The 12,424-nt window shown below is 49.3% G+C and carries 10 protein-coding genes and 1 tRNA gene; 5 read left to right on the top strand and 6 right to left on the bottom strand.

The features are described from left to right. Nucleotides 1-77 precede the first annotated feature (77 nt). On the top strand, nucleotides 78-1,175 hold the full coding sequence (gene ychF, locus GN278_13380) for a redox-regulated ATPase YchF (GenBank protein ID XAT61655.1): 1,098 nt from the start codon (nucleotides 78-80) through the stop codon (nucleotides 1,173-1,175). 90 nt (nucleotides 1,176-1,265) lie between these two features. Further along, nucleotides 1,266-1,355, top strand: a tRNA-Ser gene (locus tag GN278_13375). Between the two features lie 772 nt (nucleotides 1,356-2,127). On the opposite strand, the gene GN278_13370 is transcribed toward GN278_13375, so the two are convergent. The 6 genes from GN278_13370 to GN278_13345 all read right to left on the bottom strand — a co-directional run bounded on the left by GN278_13370 (nucleotide 2,128) and on the right by GN278_13345 (nucleotide 8,169). Next, nucleotides 2,128-3,257 (bottom strand): IS3 family transposase gene (locus GN278_13370; protein ID XAT61654.1). Its coding sequence is split into 2 segments (ribosomal slippage): nucleotides 2,128-3,023 and nucleotides 3,023-3,257, totalling 1,131 coding nucleotides; the frame shifts between segments, so codons are not numbered across the junction. 30 nt (nucleotides 3,258-3,287) lie between these two features. Further along, nucleotides 3,288-3,653 (bottom strand): DUF2924 domain-containing protein, encoded by a 366-nt coding sequence (locus GN278_13365; protein XAT61653.1) that lies wholly within the window; start codon nucleotides 3,651-3,653, stop codon nucleotides 3,288-3,290. A gap of 209 nt (nucleotides 3,654-3,862) precedes the next feature. Further along, nucleotides 3,863-5,527 (bottom strand): amidohydrolase family protein, encoded by a 1,665-nt coding sequence (locus GN278_13360; GenBank protein XAT61652.1) that lies wholly within the window; start codon nucleotides 5,525-5,527, stop codon nucleotides 3,863-3,865. Nucleotides 5,528-5,578: 51 nt separating this feature from the next. Continuing rightward, nucleotides 5,579-7,048: a sulfatase-like hydrolase/transferase gene (locus tag GN278_13355; GenBank protein XAT61651.1), complete on the bottom strand. Its 1,470-nt coding sequence runs from the start codon at nucleotides 7,046-7,048 to the stop codon at nucleotides 5,579-5,581. Nucleotides 7,049-7,101: 53 nt separating this feature from the next. Continuing rightward, a complete protein-coding gene (locus GN278_13350) occupies nucleotides 7,102-7,977 on the bottom strand; it encodes an EamA family transporter (GenBank protein XAT61650.1) in 876 nt (291 codons plus the stop codon). A 51-nt stretch (nucleotides 7,978-8,028) separates the two neighbouring features. Continuing rightward, nucleotides 8,029-8,169 (bottom strand): hypothetical protein, encoded by a 141-nt coding sequence (locus tag GN278_13345; GenBank protein XAT62672.1) that lies wholly within the window; start codon nucleotides 8,167-8,169, stop codon nucleotides 8,029-8,031. A 256-nt stretch (nucleotides 8,170-8,425) separates the two neighbouring features. Here GN278_13345 and GN278_13340 point away from each other — a divergent pair, with 256 nt between their 5' ends. From GN278_13340 to GN278_13330, 3 genes are all read left to right on the top strand, one after another. Continuing rightward, nucleotides 8,426-8,863, top strand: a complete 438-nt coding sequence (locus GN278_13340) for a winged helix DNA-binding protein (GenBank protein XAT61649.1) — start codon at nucleotides 8,426-8,428, stop codon at nucleotides 8,861-8,863. A gap of 98 nt (nucleotides 8,864-8,961) precedes the next feature. Further along, nucleotides 8,962-9,990: a C4-dicarboxylate ABC transporter substrate-binding protein gene (locus GN278_13335; GenBank protein XAT62671.1), complete on the top strand. Its 1,029-nt coding sequence runs from the start codon at nucleotides 8,962-8,964 to the stop codon at nucleotides 9,988-9,990. Nucleotides 9,991-10,119: 129 nt separating this feature from the next. Further along, the gene (locus GN278_13330; GenBank protein ID XAT62670.1) at nucleotides 10,120-12,405 is read left to right on the top strand and encodes a TRAP transporter fused permease subunit; all 2,286 of its coding nucleotides are present in this window, start codon (nucleotides 10,120-10,122) and stop codon (nucleotides 12,403-12,405) included. Nucleotides 12,406-12,424: the final 19 nt, after the last annotated feature.

The following is a 12,424-nucleotide window of genomic DNA, read 5'->3' as shown; positions in this document are numbered from 1 at the left end:
TGCGCTGCCGCTTTGGTCTTGCCTCTCTTTAGCTCACCTAATAGAAGCGCAAAGCGCGCAATTTAGGAGCCGGTCACATGGGATTTAAAATGGGAATTGTCGGTTTGCCAAATGTTGGTAAATCTACGTTGTTCAATGCACTGACAAAAACAGCTGCTGCCCAAGCTGCTAATTTTCCGTTTTGTACAATTGAGCCCAATGTCGGCGAAGTTGCTGTGCCTGACAGCCGATTAGATAAACTGGCAGCAATCGCCGCATCAAAGCAAATCATCCCGACTCGGATGACTTTTGTTGACATTGCCGGCTTGGTCAAAGGCGCATCAAAAGGTGAAGGGCTTGGCAATCAGTTTTTGGCGAATATCCGAGAAGTGGATGCGATCGCCCATGTTCTAAGGTGTTTTGAAGACGGCGATGTGACCCATGTTGATGGCCGGGTTGATCCGGTTGCTGATGCAGAAACCATTGAAACCGAGCTGATGCTGGCGGATATCGAAAGCATTGAAAAGCGGCTTCAGGGTCTGTCGCGTAAAGTGCGCGGCGGTGATAAAGAAGCGGTGCAACAAGAGCGCTTGTTGAAATCGGCACTAAGTGTGCTGGAAGAGGGCGCACCCGCGCGCAGCGTTGCCATTGATGCCGAAGATGCAAAAGCGTGGAAAAGCTTGCAACTTCTGACCACAAAACCGATCTTGTTCGTGTGCAATGTGGATGAAGAGAACGCTTCTAACGGCAATGCCTATTCGCAAAAAGTCGAAGAGATGGCCGCCTCGCAGGGCGCTGGTACAGTGACTATTAGTGCCCAGATCGAAGAAGAAATTAGCAAGCTGGAAGAAGACGAAGCCCAAATGTTCCTCTCTGAAATGGGATTGGACGAAGCGGGATTAGATCGTCTTATCCGAGCCGGTTATCAGCTTTTGGAACTTGAGACTTATTTTACCGTTGGCCCCAAAGAAGCACGCGCTTGGACCATCCCACAAGGCACTTTGGCCCCGCAGGCGGCCGGTGTTATTCATGGTGATTTTGAGCGTGGATTTATTCGCGCCGAAACTATTGCTTATGATGATTTTGTGACGCTTAATGGCGAACAGGCCGCCAAAGAGGCCGGAAAAATGCGTGTCGAAGGCAAAGCCTATCAAGTGAAAGATGGCGATGTTCTCCATTTCTTATTCAATGCCTGACCGGCAGTACTGTCATTAAAGTGCCAAACCCAAAAATAATTTAAGTTTCCCCTCTTGTCCCTCGGTGTATTGCTCTGTAAACCCGTCGGCGGAGACGTGGCCGAGTGGTCGAAGGCGCTCCCCTGCTAAGGGAGTAGGCGAGGAATCGTCTCGAGGGTTCGAATCCCTTCGTCTCCGCCATTACCACAAATGGCAATAAAAACAGTATCTTAAGGCGGTTTCTAGGGGCCGGTTACCACTACCTTTTCCACTACTTTTTACCAATACCTAACCTGATATTTAAATAGCCCCACTCAATTAAGAGCAGGGCATGGTTTCCATAATTTCGATTGAGACCAATATTGATGAGGTTACGCCGCTAGCCTGACAAGGGAATCGCGGTTAGCAATCGCATCTGATCGGTTGCTATATGCCCAAGTATGGCTTTTACCATTTACAGTTTTCCTAACGCGATACTTTGAACCATGCTTATCAATACCGCATATATTGGGCTGAAATGGTTCGCGGCCTAATTGGACCCTACAACCGTGGAGTCTACAGTGGACCACAGGGATTGAGCCATCATCATGTTCTTCAAACTCAGCCCTTAATCGCTCTAAGTCACGATTATTCGCGTTATGTAGTTTGTCGTAAGCCCTTTTGTATTCTGCGCTACCCTCTTGATGGGGGCACTTAAGACGAAACCAACCCATGTGGGTTTTGGATATGGCTGTGTCACTCATGTCAATGCCAGCACAAGCAAGAGAGCTAAGCCAATAGTGATTGAGACAGAGGCTTCTAAAGCCTCGCGGTTATTAATAAGCCTTACGGCGGCTTTGTAGAGATTGGTTTTCATTTGGTGCTTTCCTATTGGGGATGTGGGGGATGGTTGGCTGGGTCTCTCTAACGCTGCTTCTTTCGTGCCTTACGCTTAGTGGACCTGTCCCGCTTTAGTGCCGCTCCGAGTTCTCACTTAAGCGGCTATCCGTTCGAAAGCCAAGGGGCTTTTCCAGCCTAATGCAGAATGTCTGCGGCGTGGGTTATAAACGCCATTGATATATTTGAAGATAGCCAGTTCAGCAGCACGGCGTGTGTGCCAAGTATTTCGCCATATCAGTTCAGCCTTGATAGTTTTGAAGAATGTTTCCATTGCTGCATTGTCATAGCAATTACCCTTTCCTGACATTGATATTTTAAATCCGTGTTTGCGAAGCCGAGCCTGGTATTCATGTGAGCAATATTGGCTTCCACGATCACTGTGATGGATGCAATCCTTAGGAGGACGCCGCAAAGCAACCGCCATGTCTAACGCACGTATTGCCAGATCCTTCTTCATCCGATTACTGACCGACCAACCGATGATGCGCCTTGAATGTAAATCAAGTACAGCAGCCAAGTATAGCCATCCTTCACGTGTCCATATATAGCTAATATCAACCACCCATTTTTGATTAGGCTTATCGGTAGTAAAATCACGATCCAGCAGATTTGGCGCAATATTAAACTTGTGATTACTATCCGTTGTGACCTTATGTTTACGGGTTCTGATAACGGATATGGCGTTCTGGCGCATCAATCTTCCTACACGGCGGTGGCCGACCTGCAGACCTAACTCTTTCAGCTCTTCGGTCATTCTGACGCGCCCATAACTATTGTGACTTAGGGCGAATTGATCCCGAATATGAGCCAATAAAACCATATCCGTTCTCTGACTTTGGTTGATTGGTCGTGTGCGATAGGCGCGGTAACCACGTGCACTGACATTCATAATATGACACAGACGATTGATTGGAAGCGTGCCACGGTGTTCTTCGATAAACTTAAACCTCACGGTTTTTGCTTCGCGAAGAACTGTGTTGCCTTTTTTAATATTTCCCTCTCCTCACGAAGCATGCGGACTTCTTTTCGCAGCCGTTCGTTTTCGTGAATCAAATCAATTTGTGGCTCAGGCGTAGAAACTGTATCGCGTTCTTCTTTGATCCAGCGGCTCAGTGTCGAAAAACCAATCCCAAAGTCCGATGCGACCTGCTTACGGCTAAGCCCACTTGTTAATGCTACGCGCACAACTTCCTGTCTAAATTCTGCTGTTGGTTTGTTTCCCATGTGTATTCTCCTTTAGTGCATAATATGCGGTTAAAGGAGCGACACAATTCCGCGACAGGTCCAATGAGAGAGGGACTTAAAGCTCTGATCCTTCCACACAAAGCGCCCGTCATCACTGACCTCAACCACATGGGTGATCCCATGATACTCCCGCACAAAGCGGCTTCCGGGTTTAAAGGCAGGCCGAACCACATCGCGCCGCGCTGCGCTCTTGAGCCTACCATCCAGTCGCTTGTTATATCCGCCCACTGTGTCCAGCTGATAGGTATGGCTGAGGATCTGCACCATCAGGGGGCGGCTCAAATGCTTTGGAGGCGGCCGGCCGATCACCTCTCGCCATTCAGACATCAGCGCCTCTCGCAAGGCACCCGCCAAACCATCTAAATCAAGTCTCATACTCTACTCCGTACATCATCTCGTACTGAGCAGAGCCCGACAGTATTCGGGCACATCTACACACAGGCTTGCGGAGCAAAGGAAGTCCAGTGGAAAGAGCAGGGATGACTGGATGTTTGGGCTAGTTAGTCTGAGAGAACCCTTCGTTTAAACCCCTAAATCTTTCCGCTAGGCGCTGACGTCAGACAACGTTCACTAAAACGTTACGCCTAAAGCGAGTGAACGACATCCCCTTTCCACACCGTTTTTTTGACTTGGGTTTTTCCGATTTCCATCGGATCCATTCCGGTAAGGGGTTTATCCAGCATGATTAAGTCGGCCCACTTACCGGCCGATAAGCTGCCTGTTTCGTTTTCCATTCCAAGCGACCGCGCACCATTTATTGTGAACAATGGCAAGGCGTCATCCAAACTTATTGCTTGATTTTCCGCTAGAACACCGGAAAAATCCGGATTGCTATTACTGCGAGTTATCATGCCCGAAAGGCCAACCCATGGATTGGCGTCGGGCGCAGAAGCGGGCCAATCAGAGGCATATGTCATCTCAGCTCCAGCGGCCAGCAAGTCCCCGATGCGATGGGCTTTTTGCAGTCGATCTTCTCCTAAAACGGCTATTTGGGCGGGCGTGGCCGCGTTTGGGAACCACATCTTCGGTGACATTTCTGCAATGGCGCCCAGTTGCTTGAAACGTCCAAGATCCTGATCAGAGACAAAAGCCGAGTGCGCAATTTCATGACGTAGACCGCTGGTGCCATTGGCGTCTCGAGCGGCCTCGATCGCATCTAGGCCCTTGCGAATGGCATTGTCACCGACAGCGTGCATTTTGGTGACATAGCCGCGACGATCTAGCTCAATCACCGTTTCGTTCAGCAGTTCGGGAGCCATCAACAGCGTTGCATCTGGATCGTGGGCGTCCACATCATACCCGCTGGAGGCAAGATATGGCTCAGAGAAGGACGCCGTATGCCCGGGTGCAACACCGTCAAGAAAGAGCTTGGCGAAATTTGTTCTAATGTTTGTGCTTGCGTATTCCCGGCGAAGTCGGTCCATTACCTCATACGGTGTCGGTTCTACCGCCATCAGGCTTTGGCGCACAATGTGAGCCGCCATATGCAAGCTCAGTTCTCCTCTTTGGTCCGCCGCAAGATAAGCTTGGAGGTCCTGCTCGTATGCCATGGGTTCCTTGAACGCGGTAATGCCCAAACTGTTGAAGTAACGGGTAAATTCACGTGCAGCTTCAGCCAATTGTCTTTCACTACGCGTCATCAAGGCACGTACAGGCGCCCCTGCAGATTCAGCAAGGATACCATTTGGTGCCCCATTGCTGGTACGCTCAATCACCCCACCGGGGATGTCCGCTACGCCGGGCACCAAGCCTGCCGCATCAAGCGCTTTTGAATTGCACCAAATTATATGCTGACTGGTGTCAGCCAAAATTATTGGGTGAGTTGTGGAAATATTATCCAATACTGCCTTTGGGTCATTGCCCATAGCGTCGCGCATATCCAACCGCCATGGTCCGCCGTAGATAAAGTCGCCCGGTGCAAGCTGCTTTACTCGGGTCCGCACCGCGTCGGTCAGCATTTCAAACGTAGCATTGTAACCGACATAGACATCGAAAAGATCGCGGCATGCCCCCCAAAGAGCGTGCGTGTGGCTTTCAACTAGGCCCGGCATCACAAATCGACCATATAAATTCGTCGTTTTGGTCCCAGGGCCAACAAGGTTCAAAACCTCTTGATCCGAGCCAATGGCAAGGATACGACCATCTTTAATAGCAATCGCTTCGGCATGGAGCATGTTCGCATCCATCGTAAGGATGTTGCCACCTTTGTATATTTTGTCCGCGTGGCCCAATTTAAAATCCTCTCTCACTTTGTTGCCTAGCCAGAATTAGTGCTGATTGAAGGGGGAGCTATTTAAGTGTTACGTCGAGTGCTCTGGCCGCCAATCGTTACCCCAAGCGTCTTGCCACAGCGCTTGAAACGTCACATTTGATTTAGCAGTACCACCATTCCACAAGTCGTATTTTGAGTTTGAGTATGCGCTAAAATAAGTCGATATCTGGGCTGCAAGCCCAGCTTCAACGTTGGCGAACTCGCCAAGCCCGCTAAGGTTTGTCTTTTCATTAGGATCATCTTTTAAATGATAAAGTGCATTTTTGATTGGGTGGTTTGGCGCACCTTGAAACCGCATCGCGTAGACCCAATCTTGGGTACGAATTGCACGGGTTTCTTCCTGCTCATAAAAAACAGCATCGCGAAGACAACCGCCTTCTTGCCTTAGTGCCGGACCTAAGTCCAACGCGCTGCTAGGCAGACTTGGCTGGACTTCCTTTGCCCCAACGAGTGATGCCAAAGTTGGGAACAGATCGATTTGACTAACAAAGCCGTCATTTACGGCATTTTCTGCCACGCCCTCGCCAGCGACGATGAGAGGAATATTGTATGAGGGTTTGTGCGCGCTAGATGGAAATGCAGCCGCCCCATGCCCCCAAATCCCATTATGGCCCAAGGAAAATCCGTGATCCGACGTATAAATGACGATCGTATTTTCATCCATGTTCAACCGCTCGAGGGTGGATAGGATTTTTCCGACCCCGCTATCGATCAGACTAACTTGTGCAAAGTAATTTCGCAAAGACACCACATTGTTCGGCAATAACAATGGCCCTTTAAATTGCTCCCGCAGCCCTCCCTCAGCAACACGCAAGCCAAAGCGGTCTAGCACCTCACTTGACAACCCCTCCCTTGGAATTGAGTGCATGTCAGCCGTGTCATAGAGATCAGCAAATTCGAAATCAGGTCGACCCTTTATTGCCGGCCAATGGCCGTAAGGCCCATTAAATGGAACGAAAGCGAAGAACGGATCTTCTTCGCCCGCTTGTTGCTCCAGATACTCGATCGTTTTGTCGGTAAAGAAATCAACGGTGTGGCCGGTGAAATTGTATGTCTTTTCGCAGTCAATCACGTCATTGTTGTAAAAACTTGTTGTATGGCCATGCGGAAACGTCACCCAGTGATCAAAAGCCAGTTGCGGTTGGAAGGGTACGCCAAGGTGGTATTTTCCGATCATAGCGGTGTTGTAACCAGCCAGTTTGATGATCGTAGGCAGGTTCGTAAATTCGCCAATAGAGGACCAATTATCTGGCCATTTGCTCATCTGGCGGTCATCCAGCCAGTTGTGAATGCCATGTTGACTGGGCATCAAGCCCGTCAGGACCGAAGCTCGGCAAGGTGAGCACATCGCGTTCACGCAATAAGCATTATCAAATCGCATTCCACGTTTTGATAAATTGTCTAGATGCGGGGTCATAACCTCGTCATTCCCATAGCAACCGAGCAAATTAGCTGGCTGATTGTCTGACATAAATAAAAGGATATTTGGCCGTGTCATCGGTTCACCTCTTCAGATTTCTGCACATCGCAACTCGCCACGTCTTCCAACATTCATATAGCTGACTTACCTGCCACAATAAAAACTGCCCCCAAACAAACCATAACGGCAACAACGCCGTGCCACCAAAAGATCCGCTCGTTCTTAAAAATATACGCGCCAAGCAAGATCGAAAAAACTGGAGCCACAGATGATAAAGACGCCGCTAACGTCACTGAGCCTGCAACCAAAGACACCTGTATCGCCAAGATGCCGCTGCCTGTCACCGCTCCAACCAACGCAAACAACCAGTGCCCTCGGGTGAAAGAAAGAGCCCGTCTTGGTGACCCTTGAACAAGAAGCATCACGCCAACGGTAAGGGACGACACTGTTGTCATTACCATCATCGCAAACATTGGCTCGGCGAGAATGTTGTAGCCTATTTTCGAAATTGGTTGGGTGATTGCCCTGACAATGGCCGCGCATAATGGAAGGAGTAAAAGATAGAATGCTCTCTTTCGCCAGCTAATCCCGCGACCAACTGCCGCCAAAATCAACCCACCAACAAGCAGCGTAATCCCCGCAAATTGAAACAGCGTTACAGTTTCACCCAAATATAATATGGCAGGCAAGATCGCGAATAAGGGGAGAAATGCACCGATCGCAGAGGTTAGCGCGGGGCCAACATGTTTAACGGCCAAAATCTGAAATCGCTGTCCCAAAGCCGGTAGAAAGAACCCAGAAATCACAAAGTATAAAGTCGCTTTGGAATACCAGAAATCCCATTCCAAATTCCAAATTGCCACGCACCAGAAAAATACGGCCATCGTCAAAACAGAAATGAACGCACCGGTTAATTCATCCAAATGTGCAAGTGCGTATTTTGTAATCATTGAAGCGAGTGCAAACAATATGGAAGAAAGAATGGCAAATACAATTGCAACGATCATGTGATGGGCAGGCCTTTTATATTAACTTTTCTCAATTAAGTCTGTCATTGTCTAATTATCTTCCAACATAAAATCGTCGGCGCGGCCCCGCTCCAACAGGGCAACGGAGCGGTCGCTATCCTTTGCGCGACGTGCCGCAAACACACTACAGGCGGCTCCGCCACCCACGATCACATAGTCAAATTCCAACACCTTTTCGATTTGGATAGATCCTTCGTTCTTCAAATGCCGACAGCTTTCCCGTTGGCTATAAGTTATCTGATGGCAGCGATTTCATATTTATATAGCATATGCCATATATTGCGCTTGCCAAGTATTTTTTTCTGTCCTACAGTAAGTTTCTAAAAAACCGGAGGAATTGCTTTTGCACGACGCGTTAATCCCACAAAGTCAAATAGATGACTTTTTGATCCTTCGCGCCCGCGTGTTTACAAGTAGGGTTCGCCGGATGGTGACCATCGACGTTTTGCAAAATGAAGATCTTCAAATTCTCGAATGGCAATTGTTGTTTTCAGTTGCAAGGTTTGGCAGTTGTCATCTTGCGTTCATCACGCGTTCGACCTCGATCGATCCGGCTCATGGAAGCCGGGCCGCATCGACGCTCGAAGCCAAAGGTTTAGTCTCGAGACGCGAAGATCCCGAAAACAGACGGCGAAAACTTATCTCATTAACACCAAAAGGTGTTGAGGTTTTTGAGCGCATTTGGCCGAGTGCAAGAATGGCAGTTAAGAATATTACCGACCAACTGGATCCCGTTGATTTCGCTGAACTTAAGCGCCTTATGGATCTGCTCAATAAAGCGACAGAACAACCACTGGCCAAAACTTCAAGCCATCGACAATCTAAACTATCGGAGGACGAAAAAGTCTCAGTTGGAGCAAAGTGAAGTCGTCATCATAACGCGGAATCAGCATATGAGAATTCAAATTTCTAACGTTAATAGTTTGTAAACTCAGGGAGAAAATGATGAAACTAACAAAACCTATGACAGTTGCAGCTGTCGCATCAATCTTTGCAACGGGAGTGATTGCGGAAGTAAACCTTACTGCGGAAACGGCAAGTCCGGGTGGTGCAACACACTTGTCACCTGCACACTTAACCGAGATTGCCGGTACACAGGGTATCGCAAACATTCAGCTTGCTGAAGGTCAGACGCTCACAAACTCGATTCAGAATGTGGCCGAAGGCAAAACTGACATCGCCGGAACGCCGCATATTTTACCTTTCCTTATGAGCCGTGGCGCTGGACCATATGGCTCTCTTGGAGCAGAAAAAGGCGCAGAACTTGCAAGCAATCTGCGCGCAATCAACCCGTTCACTTTGGGTGTCTTCCTGCTTTACGCCTACGATGCAAAAGGCGTCGGTGGATGGGACGATCTGGAGGACCGAAAAATCTACAACGGCCCGCCGCGTGGTGGTGCGCTCACAAACGCTCGTAGCATGATCCAAATCGTAGCAGGCTTGAAAGACGGCGAAGGCTATGAAGGCTTGCAAACCAATTGGGGGCAAGGCACAGCTTTGGTCACAAGCGGTGAGCCTGATGCGGTTGTGTTGCCCGAGCTATTTCCTAGCAGCCGGATGACTGCAGTCACAGCGGCTGGGAACATGACGGCTTGGTCCATGCCCAAGGAAGCATATGAAAGCGATGCGATGCAAAAGTATATGGCTGCACCAGGTAGTGCGCCATTCACAGCCGTAGCCGCCGACATTGAAGATGCGTTGGGTGACGGGTGGACCGTCGTGTCAGAAGACGAAACTTTCCGAGCTTTTGCTACAATCGGTGGAAACGTTGTGCACAAAGACATGGACAATGATCTGGTTTACAAACTGGTTTCTGCCTATGTCGCTACGCTCAACGATTTGAAAGCCAAAGCTCCGTACGGAAATACAGTGAACTTTGACAACCCAATGCTTGGCATGTGTGGTGCAAACCCAGTTCAGTATCACCCAGCCGCCGCGCGCGCATGGCGCGATGCTGGATATGAGATCGATGACTGCGCTGTCGCCGAATAATCGAACGCACTTTCTTTAATTAATCTGGGTTCCGGCGAAATCGCTGGTGCCTGGTCCCAGATATCCGAGAGGTGAGTATTGGCTGACGAAGGCGAAAAACAAGCAGCAACATCGATTTTTCCAAACAGGATGGTTTACATCCTTGCGTTGGTTTTTATTGTTATAGGCATCGTCAACAGCACGCCCGTTATCCCTGGTTGGGATGCGATGTGGCAAAAAATAACAGGAATTGAGAAACTCAAAACGCGCGCGTTTGCAACCGAATGGTTCTACCCGCTTATCTTTTTTATCATGATGCTCTTAGTCGCGCTGAATCATTCGATTTGGCGGGCATGGCAAGGACGCTCCTACGCTTGGTTGGGCGCTTTTATGGACTCGGCACTCATTATATCAGCAGCCGTGATTTCTCTGACCTATTTGATTGAGATCGACAGCGTTTGTCTGATTGACAGTCTGAACGGTGAGCGTGCCCGTATTATGGCCGAAACGCTAAAGGCTGAAATTGCATTAGCCGAAACGATGGGCCTGCCAGCGCCCGACACTGTCGAAGATCCCAAATGTGTTTCAACAACAGGTGTGTGGCTGGTGCTGATAATGGGCCTATCGATCGTTGTTTTTCTTGGCTACAACATCAAAGTCTGGGGTCTGCCGTTGGTATTAGTCGCGATCGGCGTTGCCGCTTATACTATTGGCACAGTTTTTGTTTGGTACTTCCATGGCCCAGACGACATTAATAAATATTTTATGACCAAAATGGGCGGTGAGCCGCGTCAGTTTATCGACGGTGTACCCAACGTGCATGATGCGCTGGTGAACACCGCGTCGGGAATTTTAGGCCGCTTCATGAACGTTATCATGAATATGGTTTTTCCTTACATCATCCTTGGCGCGCTCTTTGGCAAATCGGCGGGTGGCAAAACACTCATCAAGCTAGCTTTCAGATGGACCCGCAAACTTCGCGGCGGTCCTGCACATGCAGCAATCGTCAGCTCAGCGATGTTTGGAACCATTTCAGGTGGCCCGGTAGTTAACGTTTTATCAACTGGTGTGCTAACAATTCCGATGATGGTCAAACGCGGCTTTTCAAAAGTTTTTGCAGGAGGTATGGAAGCCGCTGCGTCCTCGGGTGGATCGATCATGCCACCCGTCATGGGGGTCGCTGCATTTGTCCTGGCGGCGATGACCGGCGTACCTTACCGCGACGTCATTATCGCCGCCACATTGCCTGCAATCGCTTACTTCTTATGTCTGTTCCTCAGTGCTAGCTTTCAGGCACGCAAGCAAGGGATTGAAGCGTTTGGTGATCTAACAGACGACATGCATATTTCCGGCAAAGATATCCTTCACCTGTGTCAAATATTCCTGCCGATCCTGCTTATCTTAATCTTTCTATTAACGCCCAAAGATCTGGTCGGTTGCGGTGCATTGGGCTGGATTTTTGGCGCAGAAGTACTGGCAACAGACAGTGGCTGTAAGGTTGTATCGCTACCGTGGGTTTTACAGGTTTTTCAGAATGCTGCGGGGGATGCCGGTGCCACGGGTTGGTGGGCGGCACTCTTTGTCGCGGTTCTTTTGTTTTTGGACAAGGAATTTCGCAAAAGCCCGAGTAAGCTTGCGGATGCTTTGGCCGAGGCGGGCATCGTCGTTTCAACGCTCTATCTCATGTTGCTAGCGGTCACAGTGATCGACGTTTGTTTGAATTTCACCGGGGTTGCAAAGTTTGTCGCAATCGATGTTTTGCAGTTTTTGCAAGCCCTTGATTTCGATGGCGGTGGTTCAGCGATTTTCCAACTTGTCGCGCTAATGATCACCATGTTGCTGGCTGTGCTTTTGGGTATGGGCATGCCTGCGGTTCCCGCCTACATCAACGTCGCCCTACTTATGGGACCGATGTTGATCGGCCTTGGTATCGCGAATTTCACCGCTCATATGTTCATCTTCTATTTCGCGATTGCGTCAGCGATTACACCGCCGGTTGCTCTTGCTGCCTTTGCGGCGTCAACCATCACCAAAGCTGAGCCGATGGCGACCGGTTTCAGTGCTGTGCGATCCGGTATCGTCATGTTTGCAATCCCGTTTGTATTCGCGTTCTATCCAGAACTTCTGCTGGTTGATCAGGCGCTTATCGATCCATCGAGTTCGTCAGGGGCGCGGCTACCAGGATATGAAAACGGTATTCAAATTGGCACCTTGATGTGGCTCCTTGCTCGACTTATTTTGGCACTTTACCTCGTTGCAAGCGCTTTAGCGGGGCATGATGCAAAGCCGTTGCCCTTCATTTGGATCGTAATACGTCTTGCTACGGCTGCTGCCATTTTGGTGAAACCAGAAATGGTCCACTTCGCTGGCATTGCTTTCGCCATTGTGATCCTTGCACTGCACCATCTAAGCGTGCGATGGATGCGACCAGAATAGTGACGGATTAAAGAATGTT

The sequence above is a fragment of the Rhodobacteraceae bacterium Araon29 genome, from assembly GCA_039640505.1.
Classification (GTDB): domain Bacteria; phylum Pseudomonadota; class Alphaproteobacteria; order Rhodobacterales; family Rhodobacteraceae; genus CABZJG01.
Note: the sequence above shows the minus strand (reverse complement) of the source record. Positions and strands in the feature narration are given on the sequence as shown.